Here is a 16788-nt window from a genome sequence, read left to right on the forward strand (position 1 = left end):
ACCGGTTGACGGGTCGTGGCACTGGTCGAAAGTCTCGTCCGCCCGCCGGCTCTCGCCGGCTGGCCCGCTGCACCGGTCCCGCCGCGAGGCGGGGCAGTGTGTCGACGCAGCTGTTGGGGACTACTCCCTTTCGGTGAGCGAGCCTAGTCGCTGCGGCCCCGCGGGCACGAATCGGCTCACCCCAGGCTGCGGTCGAGGTTGAGCGCGGCACTGATGAGCGAGAGGTGGGTGAAGGCCTGCGGGAAGTTGCCCTGCTGGTTGCCGGCCAGCCCGACCTGCTCGGCGTACAGACCGAGGTGGTTGGCGTAGGTGAACATCTTCTCCAGCGCCAGCCGCGCCTCGTCGATGCGACCGAGCCGCGTGAGCGCCTCGACGTACCAGAACGAGCAGAGCGAGAAGGTGCCCTCGTCGCCGTCGACACCGTCGCTGGTGGCGTCGAGGTCGTAGCGGAACACCAGGCTGTCGGAGACCAGGCGGCGCTCGACCTCGGCCAGGGTGGACACGAACCGGGGGTCGTCCGGGGCCACGAACTTCACCATCGGCATGAGCAGCACCCCCGCGTCGAGGGTGTCGGAGCCCTCCGACTGCATGAAGGCCCCGACCTCGGGATCCCAGCTGTGCTCCATGATCCGGGTGAAGATGCGGTCACGGACCTCGCCCCAGCCGGCGAGGTCGCCGGGCAGCCCGCGCTGGCGGGCGATGCGCATCATCCGCTCGATGGCGACCCACGACATCAGCCGTGAGGTCGTGTGGGCCTGGGGGTCGTCGCGGATCTCCCACATGCCGGCGTCGTCGCGCTCCCAGTTGTCCATCAGCCAGGTCAGGGCACGCGTCAGGTCGGTCCAGGCGTCGTAGCTGATGCCCGTGCCGTACTTGTTGTAGAGGTAGACCGAGTCGATGAGCTCGCCGTAGATGTCGAGCTGGAGCTGACCCACGGCGGCGTTGCCGACCCGCACCGGCCGGGAGTCGAGGTGCCCGCGCAGGTGGTCGAGCTCGTGCTCCTCCACCGGCACCTCGCCGTCGATGTCGTAGAGCACGCGCAGCGGGCCGAGCTCGTCGTCGCCCGCGCCGTCGCTGCGCAGCCGGTCGGAGAGCCAGCCCATGAACGCGCCGGCCTCGTCGGTGAAGCCGAGGCGGAGCAGGGCGTAGAGGCTGAAGGCGGCGTCGCGGATCCACACGTAGCGGTAGTCCCAGTTGCGCTCACCGCCGATCTTCTCCGGCAGGCTGGTCGTCGGGGCGGCGATGATCGCCCCGGTGGGCTCGTGGGTCAGCAGCTTGAGGGTCAGCGCGGAGCGGTCGACCATCTCGCGCCACCGGCCGGTGTAGGTGGACTGGGAGAGCCAGTCGCGCCAGAAGCGGGCGGTGGCGTCGAAGAGCGCGGCGGTGTCGTCGCAGTCGCCCGTCGGGAGGTCCTGGTCGTCGTCGAGCACGTGGAGCACGAAGAGCGCCTCCTCGCCTCCCTCGAGCGTGAGGTCGGCCCGCACGCACCCCTCGTCGGTGGTGAGCGGGGCGGTGGAGGTGACGCCGAGGCGCAGGTCGGCGCCGGTCAGCAGGACTCCCCCGTCGGTCTCCTCGACCTCCGGCACGACCCGGCCGTAGTCGAAGCGGGGCGCCATCTCCATCCGGATGCGCGTGGCTCCCCGCACGCACGCCACCCGGCGCACCACGCGCTGGCGGTGGTCGGGGTCATGCGGCCGGACGACCGGCATGAAGTCGTGCACCTCGGTGACGCCCTGCTCGGTGAGGAAGCGGGTGACGAGGATCGTGGAGTCGGGGAGGTAGAACTGGTGGGTCGTCGTCGCCCCGTCGACGGGCTCCATGCGCCACGCGCCGCCCTTGCCGGGGTCGAGCAGGGCCCCGAAGACGCTGGCCGAGTCGAAGCGGCGCGGACAGAACCAGTCGATCGTGGCGTCGGTGCCGACCAGCGCGCAGGAGCGCAGGTCGCCGATCAGCCCGTGGTCGGAGATGGCGACGAACCCCTCGGCGTCGGCCGGGCCGCCGCCGTGGGGCACCTCAGCCACCGAGCCGCCACCCGCCCTGCGGCAGGTCGAGCGCGGCCTGCGGGCCCCACGAGCCCTTCTCGTAGGGCTGCACCGACGGCGGGTTGTCGAGCACCGGCTGCACGACCTGCCACAGCCGGTCGACCTCGTCGGAGCGGGTGAAGAGGGTCTGGTCGCCGCGCAGCACATCGAGCAGCAGCCGCTCGTAGGCCTCGAGGGGGTCGCCGTCGGGCACGTCGTCGACCAGGTCGAGACGCAGCCGGGCCTCGACGAGCTCCATGTCGGGTCCGGGCCTCTTGGCCTGGAGCTCCACGGTGATCTTGGGGTCGTCGGTGAGCTCCAGCACCAGGTCGTTGCAGCCGGCCTGGTTGGAGAAGATCTTGGTGGCGGGAGTGCGCAGCCGCAGCGTGATGGTGCGCCTGCCCTCGGCCAGCGCCTTGCCGGTGCGCAGGTAGAACGGCACGTCGCGCCACCGGTCGTTGTCGACGAAGGCCTCGATGGCCACGAACGTCTCCACCTCGGAGTCGTCGGCGACGTCGTCCTCGTCGCGGTAGCCCTCGAACTGCCCGTAGACCACGCGCGCGGGGTCGAGGGGGCGCATGGCGGCGAAGACCGCCGACTTGGCGTCGCGCAGGGTGCCGGCGTCGAAGTCGACGGGGTCCTCCAGCGCCACGAAGCCGAGCAGCTGGCTGAGGTGGGTCGAGACCATGTCGCGCAGCGCCCCGGTGGACTCGTAGAAGCTGCCCCGACCCTCGAGGCCGAGCGCCTCGGGCACGTCGATCTGCACCGAGGAGACGGTCTCGCGGTTCCACGCCGGCTCGAAGAGCCCGTTGGCGAAGCGCAGGGCGAGGATGTTCTGCACGGCCTCCTTGCCCAGGAAGTGGTCGATGCGGAAGACCTGGTCCTCGTCGACGACCTCCTTGAGGCTGGCGTCGAGCTCCCGGGCCGTCTCGAGGTCGAGCCCGAAGGGCTTCTCGATGACCAGGCGGGCCCGCTCGGTGAGCCGCTCGCGACCCAGCATGGCGATCATGCCCTGCATGGCGCCGGGGGGCACCGAGAGGTAGATGAGGCGGCGCACGTCCGCGACGTCGGCGTCGAGCTCCTCCTCGGCACGGCGCACCGCAGCGGCGAGGTCGGAGCCGTCGTCGGCGTTGGACGTCTGGAAGCTCACCCGCGAGACCAGGTCGTCGAGGATCTCGGCGTCGGGGTGCTCGACGACGTCCTCGAGCCCCTGGCGCACGCGGTCGCGGAACTCCTCGTCGCTGCCCGGGGAGTGCCGCCCGCTGCCGATGAGGCGGAAGTCGGCCGGGAGGCGGCCGTCCTCGGCGAGGCGGTAGAAGCCGGGGAAGAGCTTGCGGGCCGCCAGGTCTCCGGTGGCCCCGAAGAGCACCATCACGTGCGGCGGCAGGTGCTCGCCGGCGGAGTCGGGTCGAGACGTCACGGTGGACCTTTCGTGGACGGGTTCGTGGGCGCGGTCGTGCGCGCCACGGGGTCAGGACTACCAGGCCACCTGTAGGGGTGACCAGGCCCGCGCCACCGACCGGTCGGCCGCTGGCTAGGCTCCCCGGGTGAGTGCAACCCTCGTCGCCAAGGACCTGGCCGGGGGCCACGCCCACCGCACGCTCTTCGAGGGCCTCGACCTCACCGTGGCGCCGGGCGACGTGGTGGGGGTCGTCGGCGCCAACGGCGCCGGCAAGTCGACGCTGCTGCGCCTGCTGGCCGGGCACGACGCCCCCCTCGCCGGCTCGGTCTCGACCGCGCCGTCGGACGCGTTCGTGGGCTGGCTGCCCCAGGAGCACGAGCGCGTGCCCGGGGAGAGCGTCGGCGCCTACCTCGCGCGACGCACGGGCGCGGCGGCGGCGACCGAGCGGATGGAGGCCACCGCGGCCGACCTGGGCTCGCAGGCGCCCGGGGCCGACGACGCCTACGCCGCCGCCTTCGACCACTGGATGGCCAGCGGCGCGGCCGACCTCGAGGACCGCACCGGGGCGGTGCTGGCCGACCTCGGCCTCGACCTCGGCGCCGACACCCCGATGACCGCCCTGTCGGGAGGACAGGCCGCACGGGTCGCGCTCGCCGCCCTGCTGCTGAGCCGCTTCGACGTGGTGCTCCTCGACGAGCCCACCAACGACCTCGACCTGGCGGGCCTCGAACGGCTCGAGGGCTTCGTGCGGGGGCTGCGGGCCGGGGTCGTGCTGGTCTCCCACGACCGCGAGTTCCTGGCGCGCTGCGTGACCCGCGTCGTGGAGCTCGACCTGGCCCAGCACCAGGTGGCGGTCTACGACGGCGGCTACGACGCCTTCCTCGAGGAGCGGGCCGTCGCCCGGCGCCACGCCCGCGAGGCCTACGAGGAGTTCGCCGCCACCAAGGCCGACCTCGTGTCCCGCGCCCGCACCCAGCGCGAGTGGAGCAGCCAGGGGGTGCGCAACGCCCTGCGCAAGAGCCCCGACAACGACAAGATCCGTCGCCGCGCCCAGTCGGAGTCCTCGGAGAAGCAGGCGCAGAAGGTGCGGCAGATGGAGTCGCGCATCGCCCGTCTCGACGAGGTGGAGGAGCCGCGCAAGGAGTGGGTGCTCCAGCTCGAGATCGCCGCCGCGCCCCGCTCCAGCGCCGTCGTCGCCAGCCTCGACGCCGCGACCCGCACCCTCGGCGACTTCCGCCTCGGACCGGTCACGCTCCAGGTCGACGCCGGCGACCGCATCGGCATCACCGGGCCCAACGGCGCGGGCAAGACGACGCTGCTGCGCCTGCTGCTCGGCCACGACCAGCCCGACTCCGGCCGCTCCTCGCTGGGCGCGAGCGTGGCGGTCGGAGAGATCGACCAGGCGCGCTCCGGCCTGGCCGAGGACCAGCCGCTGGGAGCGGCGTTCGAGGCGCTGGTGCCGCAGTGGAGCCAGGCCGAGGTGCGCACGCTGCTGGCCAAGTTCGGCCTCAAGGCCGACCAGGTCACCAGCCGGGTGGGGCGCCTCTCCCCCGGCGAGCGCACCCGGGCCGCCCTCGCGCTGCTCCAGGCGCGCGGGGTCAACCTGCTGGTGCTCGACGAGCCCACCAACCACCTCGACCTGCCGGCCATCGAGCAGCTGGAGCAGGCCCTGGAGTCCTACACGGGAGCGCTGCTGCTGGTCACCCACGACCGGCGCCTGCTCGACGCCGTGCGGCTGGACCGGCGCTGGGAGGTCGAGGCGGGCGTCGTCACCTCGGTGCTGGGCTGAGCCGGGCCGAGTGGGCTCAGCCCACGCGTTGGGGGCGGTCGTCCAGCAGCCGGTTGGCCAGCAGGGCCGCCTGCGCCCGTCGCTGCAGGCCCAGCTTGGCCAGCACGTTGGAGACGTAGTTCTTCACCGTCTTCTCGGCCAGGAACATGCGGTCGCCGATCTGGCGGTTGGTGAGGCCCTCGGCGATCAGGTCGAGGATCCGACGCTCCTGCGCCGTCAGCGTCCGCAGCTCGGCCGGCACCTCGCGTCGCGGCTGCGGCGTGCGCTCCGCGGCCCGGCGCACCAGGGCGGGGTCGATGAGCGTGCCGCCCGCGGCCAGCACGGCCACCGCGTCGAGCAGCTCGGTGCCGGTGACCTGCTTGAGGACGTAGCCCGCCGCCCCGGCGTGCACGGCGGAGTAGAGCGCCTCGGCGTCGTCGTAGGACGTCAGCATCAGGCAGGCGATGCTCGGGTCGACCGCGCGCACGTGGCGGCAGACCTCGATGCCGGTGCCGTCGGGCAGCCGGGCGTCGAGGATGGCCACGTCGGGTCTCAGCGCCGGGATGCGCGCCATCGCGGTGGCGGCGCTGCCGGCCTCCCCCACGACGGAGTAGCCCTCGACGCTCTCCAGCAGGTCGTGCAGGCCCCGTCGTACGAGCTCGTGGTCGTCTAGCAGAAACAGTGTGGTCACGGCGATCCCCCCTCAGGTCGGCCGAGAACGGGCACGTGGTGCTCCCGGCACACAGTGTGACCCAGACGACAGCCGTCGACCAGGGACCAAAGTCCCGACACAGGTCCTCTCCCGCGGTGCATGATGGCGCTCCACGGCCGGGGGGACGGATGGATCGCGACGACAACGACGAGGTGCCGGCACTCGGCTTCGACTCGCTGCTGCTGCAGCTGGTCGACCGTGCCGGGGAGCTGATCGGCGCGCGGGACCGGCTCAAGTCCCTCGTGCGCGCCAACCACGACCTCGTCACGGCGCTCGACCTGCCCACGGTGCGGCGCCGCGTGTGCTCGGTGGCCGCCGAGCTGGTCGACGCCCGCTACGCCTGGCTCGTGGTGTGGGACGACGACGGCGAGCTCGAGGACTTCGTGCACCACGCGGTCGACGAGGGCGTGACCGGCTCCCTGGGCGGGGCGGTGGACCGGCAGCGCCTGCTCTCCGACGTGATGGCCACCGGCCACCCCCACGGCCTGGTCGCCGCCTGCGCCCCGCACTGCTCGTGCGGCACGCCCGAGCTGCACGAGCCGGAGGGCGGACTGCTCGTGGTGCCGATCCGTCCCCGCCAGCAGCTGCTCGGCACGCTCTACCTCACCGCCAAGCGCACCGGCACCTTCACCGCCGACGACGAGGAGCTCGTGCACGCCCTCGCCGTCACCGCGGGCATCGCCATGACCAATGCCCGGCTCTTCGACGACCTCGCCTACCGCGAGCAGTGGTCCTCCGTGCTGGCCCAGGCCTCCCGTGACCTGTCGGTGCAGGAGGGCGAGGAGGTCACCGCCCTGCTCACCGGCGCCCGCGACCTGGCCGGCGCCGCGGTGGCCGCGGTGACCGCGCCCGGGGACGACCCGGCCACCCTCGTGACGACCCACGCGGTGGGGCTGGCGGCCGAGGCCTCGATCGGCCTGGTGCTGCCCGTGCGCGGCACCCTCGCCGGCAAGGCGGTGACCTCGGGGGTCGCCGCGGCCGCCGACGGCGTCGACCAGCTCTCGCCGCACGGCTACCGCGGCATGGGCGAGCTCGGCCACGCCCTCGCGGTGCCCTTCGTCATCGAGGACCGCGGGGTCGCGGCGCTGGTGCTGGCCCGGGAGCGGGGCGAGGGCGGCTTCCTGCGCCGCGACATCGAGATGGCCGAGGCCTTCGCCGCCCAGCTCGGGGTCGTGCTGGCCCAGGCCGAGGTCCGCGCCACCCGCGAGCGCCTCGGTCTGGTGGAGGACCGGCAGCGCATCGCCCGCGACCTCCACGACCACGTGATCCAGCGCCTCTTCGCCGCGGGGCTCGGGCTCGACGCCGTCGTGCTCCAGATCGGCCCCGGGCCGGTGGCCGACCGCATCGCTCTCATGAACGAGGAGGTCAACGCGGCCATCAGCCAGATCCGGCAGAGCATCTTCTCGCTGGGGGCCACCTCCCGTCCCACCTCGCTGCGCGGACGGGTGGCCGAGGTCGTGGGCACGACGGTCGGCTTCGCCGTGCCCCCGGCGACGACCTTCGCCGGCCCGGTCGAGCACGTGACCCAGGAGTCGCTGGCCCAGGACGTGGCCGCGGTGGTGCGGGAGAGCCTCGCCAACGCCGTGCGGCACGGGCGGGCCGGCACCGCTCACGTGCACGTCGCGGTGCGGGAGGGGTGGCTCGTCGTCGAGGTCGCCGACGACGGCATCGGGGCCGTCGACCTCACGCCCCGCGCCGAGCGGAGCGGCCTGTCCAACATGGCCGAGCGCGCACGGCGGCGCGGCGGGTCGATGACCGCGGAGGTGGTGCCCCGCGACGACGGCTCGGCGGGCGGCGCTCGGCTGGAGGCCGGGGCGAGCGACGACCCGCAGGCCGTGGCCGGTGGTGTCGTGGTGCGGTGGTCGGTGCCCCTCTGAGGCACTCCCGACGCCGTCTCACGAGTCCTCCAGGACCGCGGCGTAGAGCGCCACCGCGGCCAGCTGGGAGCGCACGTGGAGCTTGCGCAGCACCGCGCGTACCTGCGTCCGCACGGTCGCCTCCGACACCCCGGCGGCGACGGCGATCTCGGCCACGCTGGTGCCGGCGAAGAGGGAGTCGAGCACCTCCAGCTCGCGCGGCGAGAGCTGCGCGATCCGCCGCTCGACCGACGTCCGCTCCCGCCTGACGCGCGACCACGCGGCCACCAGCTCGGCCACCGTCTGCGGCTCCACCGACCGGTGCCCGGCCGCGGCCAGCCGCAGGGCGAGGTCGACCTCGCGCAGCGACGACGTGCCCTCCACGACCTCGCTGGCGCCCGCCTCGAGGGCCGCGCCCCACCACGGGCCGCGCTCGGTCGTGGTCACCAGGACCCAGGGCGTGCCGACACCGGCGACGGCGGTGCGCAGCGCGCCGAGCCGCCGCGGGCTGCCCACGTCGGCCACCACGAGCACGACGTCGGGCCGGCCGTGCTCGGCGGCGGAGCCGAGCACGACGTGCTCGGTGAGGAAGCCGCGCCGTCGCAGCGCCGAGGCCACCGTCTCCGCCACGAGACCCTCGTCGGCGACGACCAGCACCCCGGGCCGCGACGGGGCCGGTCGCGACGTCGCCTCCGCGACGAAGGGCGTCACCACCGCCCGCCTCCCCGGCAGCGGGGAGGGGCGGCGCAAGCGGCTGGGCCGGCGGGTCTCGTGGGGCAGACGACGGCGTCTGTGCAGGTCACAGGCCCACAGTGGAGTGTGGACGGGTCGCCGGTCGGGCGTCGCACCCCCGCATCCTGACTATTGGGCACGCGCAGGCGCAGGCGTGCGTCGGACCGACCGGTCGACTCGTCAAGCTTGGGTAGGGACCTAAGTCCCTGTGAGGACCCTGAGGGCCGTTCCTAGGCTCCGACCAGTCGCACGCACCGGGAGAGCCCGCGTGGTGCCGATTGCTGGAGGGGGGCCCAGTGAGTCAGTCTGTCGTGCCGCGGAGTGGGTTCCGCGTGCTGATCATCGAGAACCACGTCCTGTTCGCCGAGTCGCTCGAGCTCGCGCTCGGGGTGGAGGGCTACGACGCGCGCCGGGTGCGCCTGGACGACGTCGCCGGCGCGCCCGGGCAGCTGTCGAGCACCCTGGCGCGGCTGCGTCCGCGGATGGTGCTCATCGGGCTCGACCCGGGGCCGTTGGGCCAGGCGGCCCGCGTCGTGCGCACCATCGCCGCGACCGGCACGCCGGTCGTCGTCGTCACCTCCTCGCCCGACCGCGCCACGTGGGGGGAGTGCGTGCGGCTCGGGGCGCGCCAGGTCGTGAGCAAGACCCGGCCGCTCAACGACCTGCTCGCCGTCGTGCGACGACTGCACCACGGGCTGCCCGTGCTGCAGGTCAGCGAGCGCGAGGAGCTGCTGCGCCTGTGGCAGGAGCAGCGCCACGACCACGAGGACCTCCGCCGGCGTCTCGAGCTGCTGACCACGCGCGAGCAGGAGGTGCTCCAGGGGCTGATGCGCGGCTCGCTGGTGCGCGACATCGCCCGCGAGTCGGTGGTCTCCGAGGCCACGGTGCGCACCCAGGTGAAGTCGATCCTGGCCAAGCTCGGGGTCTCCTCCCAGCTCTCCGCGGTCGGCATCGCCCACCGTGTCGGGTGGTACTCCGCCGTGGGCTGAGCCGGCGTCGGGGCGGCCCGCGGATGTGCCGTATTTGCGGGATGCCCACCCCCAGAGCCCTCCCTAGCGTGGAGCGCGATGAGCGGCCCGTGAGGGCGACTCGAGGGGGTAGCAGATGTCGAGCATCGAGCTGGAGCACGCCGGGCCCGAGCCCGGGTCACCGAGGGCGGAGCTCGCCCGGGTCGACAGGGCGGCGGACGGTGGTCTGGTCGACGTGGGACTGGTCGACGTGGGGCTGGTCGACGTGGGGCTGGTCGACGTGGGGCACGTGGGGCTGGTCGACGTGGGGCTGGTCGACGTCGGCCTCGTCGACGTCGGACTGGTCGACCTGGTGCCCGAGGGTCTGCCCGAGCTGGTGGCCGACCTCGGCGCCGACCTGGCCGCCGACCTCGCCGCCGGGGAGCGGTGGCTCGGCTCACAGGCCACGCGGGCCTGCCGGGCGGCCTGCGACCTCGCAGGCCGCGCGGCCGCGCTGCTGCTGCTGGTGGGCGTGCTGCCGCTGCTGCTGGGGCTCGTGGTCGCCGTGCGGCTGGACTCGGCCGGCCCCGCGCTCTTCCGCCAGGTGCGGGTGGGGCGCGGTGAGCGTCCCTTCATCATGCTGAAGCTGCGCTCGATGGAGGTCGCGGCCGAGCTGCGCCTGGAGGCCGTCGCCCACCTCGACGAGGGCAACGGGGTGCTCTTCAAGATGCGCCGCGACCCCCGCGTCACCCGGGTCGGTGCCGTGCTGCGGCGCTGGTCGCTCGACGAGCTGCCCCAGCTGTGGAACGTCGTGCGCGGGGACATGGCCCTCGTCGGACCGCGGCCCGCGCTGCCCTCGGAGGTGGAGGCCTACGACGAGCGGACGCGACGACGCCTGCGGGTGAAGCCCGGTCTGACCGGCCTGTGGCAGGTCTCGGGCCGCTCCGACCTGTCGTGGGACGACAGCGTCCGACTCGACCTGACCTACGTCGACCAGTGGTCGCTGCGCCTGGAGGCCTCGATCCTGCTGCGCACCCTCGGCGCCGTCGTCGGCCGCCGCGGCGCCTACTGACGCGTGCGCGCCCGCCACGGCCGCCTCCCGCTCGGGTGCGGAGCGGTCGGCGGTCGGCGGTCCCGGGGCGGGCCCGGGTCGACCGGAGGCTCGTCCACACCGGCAGTGCCCCGACCCGCTCCAGGCGCAGGACACCAGCAGCCCGGGCGACGCCCCCACCGACACCCCTCCCCCGCCTGCCCCTCCCCCTTCCTCGCCCCCTGCCCGGCAACGGTCGTGGGTTGATCGAGCGTTCGTTCAACCCAGAAGCACCTCGGCCCGCCCACGACACGCAGCCCCACGAACAGCCACGACGCCACCGGGCCGCCAGCCGCGGGCTGCGGGTCGCGGGCCGCGGGTCGCGGGTCGCGGGTCGCTGACGGTCCTGGGTTGATCGAACGTTCGTTCAACCCAGAAGGACCTCGACCCGCCGAGGACACGCGAGCCCATGACGGCCCCGACGCCACCGGCACCTCGACGCCACCGGCACCCCGGTGCCCCCGGCCGCCGGTCACCGGTCGCCGGTCGCCGGCGGTCCTCCGTCGATCCGACGTCCGATCACCCCAGGAGGGCCTGCGAGGCCACGAGTGTGGACCGACCGACGTGGCGCGGTCAGCGCGGACACCGTCGCGCGGTGCGACGCCGGGCGCTTCCGCGGGCACCGCCGCCGAGCCGGGCGGCTGGCACCGCTGGATCGATCCCCCGACGGTGCCGAGCGACCCGGGTACGACGACGCCCCACCCGCTGCGTGAGCGGGGTGGGGCGTCGTCGTCGGGTGACCCCCCTCCCCCCAGAGGAGTGGGCCCGGGTCGGGGGCGGGCGGTCAGGCCGGTGAGCGGGCCCGGCAGGCGCCCCGGGTCACCGGCGCACCGCCGGCGGCCACGGGAGCGTCGTCCGAGCGCCCTCGAGGGCCACCGGGGGGCACCGGAGGGTCACTGGAGGGTCACCGTGCGCCAGGCCGTGCGGGCGGAGACGTTGCCGGCCCCGTCGGCCGCGGTCACCTGGTAGCCGTAGCGGCCCGCCGAGGGCGGGGCGAAGGTGTAGGCCCAGGTGGCCGTCGGCACGCCGGGCGAGACCCCGGCGGCGACGGTCGTGTAGGGACCCCAGCCGCTGCCGTTCCACCACAGCTTGCTGACCGTGTCCTGCACCGCGACGCGCACCGAGGTGACCCCGACGGCGTCGGTGGCGTCGCCCGAGAGCACCACCGAGGGCATCGACGCGGTGGCGTTGGTGGCGGCGGGTGCCAGCACCCGTGCCACCGGTGCGGTCGTGTCGGGCGCCCCGCTCAGCGTGAAGGAACGGGTGGCCGGGTCGGTGTCGGGCGTGCCCGAGGCGTCGGTCGCGGTCGCGGTGACGGCGTAGGAGCCGGCCGGTGCTCCCGGCAGCGTGTAGCCCCAGGTGGCCGACGGGGTGCCCGAGCCCGTCAGGGTCGCGGCCACGGTGGCCGGCGCGGTGGTGAAGGCGGTGCCGTTCCACGAGCGGCCGGAGCCGTCGGTGATGGCGAGGCGCACGCCCGCCACGGCGCGGTCGTCGGTGGCGGTGCCGCTCAGCGCGACGTTGCCGCTGGGCAGGCTCGCCCCCGCCTCCGGCGAGGTGATCGTGGTGTCGGGGGCGACGGTGTCGGGCGCCTCCGTGGTCACGGTGAAGGGCACCGAGGGCCGGGAGCCGTCGATGAGCCCGGCGGCGTCGCGGGCCTCCACGGTGATCGTGTAGGAGCCGGCCGCCCGTGGCGTCCACTCCCACGACCAGCCGGTGCTCGTCGCACCGGGCGCGTCCAGGGTCGCGGGCCACGACGTGTACCCCGTGGAGAAGCCGGTCGACCCGCTCCCGCTCCACCAGCGCCCGGTCGCGTTGTCCTTGAGGGCCAGGCGCACCCCGGCGACGCCGACGTTGTCGGTCGCGGCGCCGGCGAAGCGCACCGTGCCCAGCGGCAGCGCCGCCGCAGGAGCCGGCGGTGGGGCGGGGAAGGTCAGCGTGCCGTCGGGGCGCGTGGTGTCGTTGGTGGTGGGCGGCGGCAGCGGCGGCGGGGTGGCGCCGGCCATGGCGAAGGAGCGCACGACCGCGGACCCGGCGTTGACGTTGCCGTTGTGGTCCAGGGTCCGCACGGTGGCCAGGTAGCGGCCACGGGCGCCGACCCCGGGGAAGACGAAGCGCCACGACACCGAGGTCGCGGGCGCGGCGCTCGAGGTCCACGAGGCGATCGACCACGTCGGGGCGGCGTCCCAGCTGGCGTCGGAGGAGTTCCAGTAGAGCCCGGTGTCGGCGTCCTGCACCGACAGCTCGACGTTGCCGACCGACTGGTTGTCAGTGGCCGTGCCGGTGAGGGTGACCGAGGCCAGCGGCAGCACGCTGCTCTGGGCCGGGGCGCTCACCACCGGGGCCGACGGCGCGGTCGACTCGTAGGTGCGCGCGGCACCGGTGTCGTAGACCTGGATCCGGTCGTTGCCCGAGTCGGCGACGTAGACCCGGCCCTGGCCGTCGCAGTCGATGCCGGCAGGGCCGCGGAAGGAGTAGGGGTCCTGGCCGTAGGTGGAGCCCCAGCGGGTCACGAACGTGCCGTCGGGGTCCATCACGGTGACCTTGGCCGCCTGCTCGTCGACGATGTGGACCTGGCCGCCGCAGAAGGTGAGGTCGGCGATGTCGCGGAACTGGCCGAGCGCGGTGCCGGAGGCGCCGTAGGAGGCCAGCTCGTTGCCGGCCTGGTCGAAGACGCGCACCCGGGTGCCCGCCCCGATGTAGATGTTGCCCGTCGCCGGGTCGACCGCCGTGCCGCTGCCCCGCACGGCGATGAAGTTGGCGTCGGGGTCGTCCACGGTCGGGCTGGCGTCGAGCTCGGCGAAGGTGACGGCGTCGAGGATCTTGACGCTGGAGGCCATCCGGTCGGTGATGATCGCGACCTGCCGGCCGTCGGGGCGGGTGTAGAACTCCACGTCGCCGGGCCAGCGGAAGTGGCCGTTGTCGGTGTCGTCGGAGCCGATCTCGCCCACCTGGCGCACGTAGGTCGGGGTACCGCCGGCGGTGGTCGGGGCGTTGTAGACCTGGAGGTGGTGGCCGCGCTCGTTGACCACCCACAGCCGCTTCGGGGTCGTGGCCGTCGGCGGCTGCACCGCGATGTGGCGCGGGTAGTTCATGTCGAAGGCGCCGCCCGGCCCACGGCGGCCCCAGGCGCCGAGGGACGCGCCGGTGGAGCTGAACCGCTGGAAGCGCTGGGCCCAGGCGTCGGCCACCCACACGTCGCCGGTGGCGTCGTCGACCGACACGTCGCGCGGCTGGGCGAGCATGCCCACCGGAGGTCGCCGCGACGGGCTCGGGGCCCGCAGCAGCGGGGTGCCGCTGGAGGTGTACTTCTCGACCTCGAAGCCCCCGAAGTCGCCGACCCACACGTTGCCCTCGTCGTCGACGTCGACCTGGCGCCCGCCGCCGGAGAACTGGCCGGGGCCCTCCCCCTCGCCGCCGAAGCTCCCGACGTAGGACCCGTCGCGGCGGAAGACGTCGATGTCGGAGTTCTCCGCGTCGACGAGGTAGACCCGGCCCGAGGCGTCGTCGACGGTGATGCTGCGGTTGTCGCCACCGGTCTGGGTCGTGGCGAAGGTCGACAGGTAGGTGCCGTCGCGCCCGTAGACGTAGGCCCGGCGGTTCCAGGCGTCGGTCATGTAGATCTGGTCGTCGTCGGTGATGTCGATGCCGTAGACGCGCGCCTGGTTGGTCTCCGACGTGCCCGGGGGCGTGATGGCCCACGAGCCGAGCTCGTCGACGGTCCGGGTGGCGTCGTTGAAGTGCAGGTGCAGCAGGCGCGGCGGGTTGGCCTCGTCGAGGGTGTTCGCGGTCACCGAGAGGTTCTGGTAGTGGCTGTCGAGCACCCACACGTCCCCGGTGTCCTCCTCCACGGTCATCCAGACGGGGTAGAAGGCCCGGAACCGGTTGCCGGTCGAGGAGCTCAGGCTGGCGTCGGCGGTGTAGAGGAAGTTGCCCGCCTTGTCGTACTTGGCGATGGCGGCGGTGAGCGGGTTGTCCTTGAGCTCCGCGACGTAGACCGCCCCGTCGGTGGGGTCGGTGGCGATGCTGTAGGGCTGGCCCAGCGGGTTGGGCCGGTAGAAGTCGCCCAGCGGGTTGCCCTGCTTGTCGTAGCGGCGCACCGAGAAGTTGAGGTAGTCGCCGACCAGCACCTCCTCGGTCACGGGGTTGTACTGCACGCCCCAGGCGAAGACGCCCGGGCGGCCCTGGCCGCCGATGGAGCGCAGGAAGCGGGGCTGCTGGCCCGAGGCCACTGCGGCGTCGGCGGTCGAGCCGGTCGTGGCGACGACCAGCAGGGCCGGGGCGAGCGCCACGGTGAGGGCGAGCAGGAGGCGGGCGGCGGCCACGCGCAGGCGGCTGCGCCGCCCGGGCGTACGGCGCGCGGCGCGCGGTCGGGTCTCGGACGGGTCGGTCATGGTTGCTCCTGGTGCGAGGGACGCCGCGGCGCCGGGGTGTCAGCGGTAGCCGAGGGCGAGGAGCTGGGCGTCCAGCACCTTGTCCAGGGCCGCGACGTCCCCGGTGGCGAGGTCGTCGCGGAAGGCCTCCGAGCGGGCCGGGTCGAAGTGGTGGCGGGCCAGTCCCCGCTCGAAGGGCCGGCTGCGGGCCAGCCCCACGTGGTCGAGCACCGCGCCGAGGGTGCCGCGCGGGTCGGCGACGACGTCCTCGTGCCGCACCCGGATCCAGGACCCGGCCGGTGCGAGGGCGCGCGCGTCGTCGTAGGCCTCCATCAGCGAGCGCCAGGCCAGGCCCGCGAGCACCGGGAAGCTCTCGCCGTGCTCGCGCCACAGCTCGTGCAGGTCGGGGCGCAGCGGGCCGAAGAGCAGCCCGCCGGCGCCGCGGTGGCCGTCCCACCACGGCATCTGCAGCCACGAGCTGGCCACCGCGCGACCGTCGCGCACGACCTCGACGACCAGCGCGTCGGGGAAGCACTCCAGCAGCAGGCCGGCGCGCGGCCAGCCGGTTAGCTTGTGCAGGAAGACCGGGGCGCCCAGCGTCTCGGCCCGGTCCTCCACCAGGTCGACCAGCCGCCGCCGCAGCCACGGGGTGGCGTCAGCGGCGGTGAGGTCGCGCGCGGGGTCGACGAGCAGGGGGGACACCTCGCGGGCCAGCAGCCGGTAGGCCTCGCTCGGCGCGAAGCGCGCCCCGCCCTTGCGGGTCACCCCGGCGGGCAGGCGCCGCCAGGCGACGTTGTGGACACGGCGGCTGCGCAGCACGCCGAGGTCGTCGAGGTTGGTCACGAAGCCGGTGTCCTCGTGGCGCGCCAGCACCTCGTGCACCAGCGTCGACCCGCAGCGCCCCGTGCCGAGCACGAAGACCGGTCTCGCCCTCACCGTCGGCCCCTCACCGGTAGCCGTGACGGGCCAGCGACGGCGCGAGGATGCGGGCCACGCCCACCGGCACCTCGCGTGTCGAGCGGTTGCGGTCGGGGTAGCTCAGCCGGCGCAGCTCCTCGGCCCACGCACCGTCCTCGCCCAGCCCGGCGAAGCGGGCGGTCGCGCCGAGGACCGCGACGGGGTCGCGGACCAGCTCCTCGTAGCCCACGTGGCGCACGCGGCCCGGGTCGAGCCCGGCCAGCCCCGCGTCGAGGGCCTCGGTCTCGTGGAGCCAGTGGCGCGCGGCGAGCTCGGCGGGGTCGGCGCCCTGCGCCACCCGGTCGAGCACCCGCGCCCCGCCGTCCCACCACAGCTCCAGGTCGGGCCACCAGTCCACGCCGGTCAGCGAGCGCGTGACGGCACGGCCGTCGCGCGTCACGACCACGAAGCGCGCCCGCGGGAAGGCCTCGGCCAGCAGCGGCACCCGGCGGTTGTGGTCGATGCGCTTGGAGACCACCACCGCGGCGCCGGCGCTGCGGCGCAGCCGCTCCAGGTCGCGCACGAGGCCCGCGACGTCGACGGTGGGGTCGCCGGGGGCGGCGCCGGGCACGGCGCCGCGGCGCACGAACACCGGCTCGCCCTCCACCGGCTGCGGGAAGAGCCGCTCGGCGAGGCTGCGGCGCGAGGCGTAGCGGTAGGCGTCGTCGCCCCCGGGGCCGAACCACACCGCGCGGCGCCGCTCGGGCGCGAGGCGGGCCACGCGGCCCAGGGCCCCCAGCTCGGGCAGCGCCGGGAGCCGGCGGTGGTAGTTGCTGACCCAGCCCGCGCGCGGGTGCAGGGCCAGCGCGCGGTAGACCAGGCTCGTGCCCGAGCGCGGCGCGCCCAGCACGAACAGCGGCCCCGCGTCACCGCGGGCGTCGGGCCGGGCCGGACGGGTCGGCCGGGCTGCGGCGTACGACGTCATGGGGCTCC

General features: G+C 74.5%; 11 protein-coding genes. 4 read left to right on the plus strand and 7 right to left on the minus strand.

The genetic code is table 11. The features are described from left to right. Window positions 1–176: 176 nt before the first annotated feature. Window positions 177–2021, minus strand: coding sequence for a glycoside hydrolase family 15 protein (locus tag M3673_RS19655; protein ID WP_193661140.1), 1845 nt, complete (start codon window positions 2019–2021; stop codon window positions 177–179). Continuing rightward, window positions 2014–3441 carry a glucose-6-phosphate dehydrogenase gene (zwf, locus tag M3673_RS10765; RefSeq protein WP_251533584.1) on the minus strand — a complete coding sequence of 476 codons (1428 nt, stop codon included), beginning with the start codon at window positions 3439–3441 and terminating at the stop codon, window positions 2014–2016. Before zwf ends, M3673_RS19655 begins: the two co-directional genes overlap by 8 nt. A 127-nt stretch (window positions 3442–3568) precedes the next feature. Here zwf and M3673_RS10770 point away from each other — a divergent pair, with 127 nt between their 5' ends. Next, a complete protein-coding gene (locus tag M3673_RS10770; RefSeq protein WP_251533586.1) occupies window positions 3569–5212 on the plus strand; it encodes an ABC-F family ATP-binding cassette domain-containing protein in 1644 nt (547 codons plus the stop codon). A 16-nt stretch (window positions 5213–5228) separates the two neighbouring features. On the opposite strand, the gene M3673_RS10775 is transcribed toward M3673_RS10770, so the two are convergent. Further along, on the minus strand, window positions 5229–5882 hold the full coding sequence (locus tag M3673_RS10775) for a response regulator transcription factor (protein ID WP_251533588.1): 654 nt from the start codon (window positions 5880–5882) through the stop codon (window positions 5229–5231). 149 nt (window positions 5883–6031) lie between these two features. Here M3673_RS10775 and M3673_RS10780 point away from each other — a divergent pair, with 149 nt between their 5' ends. Beyond that, complete coding sequence (locus M3673_RS10780) at window positions 6032–7780, plus strand: GAF domain-containing sensor histidine kinase (RefSeq protein WP_193661142.1); 1749 nt, start codon at window positions 6032–6034, stop codon at window positions 7778–7780. An 18-nt stretch (window positions 7781–7798) separates the two neighbouring features. Here M3673_RS10780 and M3673_RS10785 read toward each other — a convergent pair whose 3' ends face one another. After that, complete coding sequence (locus tag M3673_RS10785; RefSeq protein WP_193661143.1) at window positions 7799–8470, minus strand: response regulator transcription factor; 672 nt, start codon at window positions 8468–8470, stop codon at window positions 7799–7801. A 353-nt stretch (window positions 8471–8823) separates the two neighbouring features. Between M3673_RS10785 and M3673_RS10790 the strand changes: the two genes are divergently transcribed. Together M3673_RS10790 and M3673_RS10795 are read left to right on the plus strand one after the other, a co-directional pair. Further along, on the plus strand, window positions 8824–9480 hold the full coding sequence (locus M3673_RS10790; RefSeq protein WP_228942452.1) for a response regulator transcription factor: 657 nt from the start codon (window positions 8824–8826) through the stop codon (window positions 9478–9480). A 115-nt stretch (window positions 9481–9595) separates the two neighbouring features. Beyond that, entirely contained in the window at window positions 9596–10510 is a 915-nt protein-coding gene (locus M3673_RS10795) for a sugar transferase (protein ID WP_251533590.1), read from the plus strand. Between the two features lie 911 nt (window positions 10511–11421). On the opposite strand, the gene M3673_RS10800 is transcribed toward M3673_RS10795, so the two are convergent. Genes M3673_RS10800 through M3673_RS10810 form a run of 3 tightly spaced genes read right to left on the minus strand, consistent with a single transcriptional unit; the run spans window position 11422 to window position 16780 of the window. Then, window positions 11422–14919 carry an Ig-like domain-containing protein gene (locus M3673_RS10800; RefSeq protein ID WP_251533598.1) on the minus strand — a complete coding sequence of 1166 codons (3498 nt, stop codon included), beginning with the start codon at window positions 14917–14919 and terminating at the stop codon, window positions 11422–11424. Between the two features lie 39 nt (window positions 14920–14958). Beyond that, complete coding sequence (locus M3673_RS10805) at window positions 14959–15834, minus strand: sulfotransferase (protein WP_251533600.1); 876 nt, start codon at window positions 15832–15834, stop codon at window positions 14959–14961. 10 nt (window positions 15835–15844) lie between these two features. After that, window positions 15845–16780: a sulfotransferase gene (locus M3673_RS10810; protein WP_251533602.1), complete on the minus strand. Its 936-nt coding sequence runs from the start codon at window positions 16778–16780 to the stop codon at window positions 15845–15847. Window positions 16781–16788 lie beyond the last annotated feature (8 nt).

The organism is Nocardioides sp. P86, from assembly GCF_023712465.1.
Classification (GTDB): domain Bacteria; phylum Actinomycetota; class Actinomycetes; order Propionibacteriales; family Nocardioidaceae; genus Nocardioides; species Nocardioides kribbensis.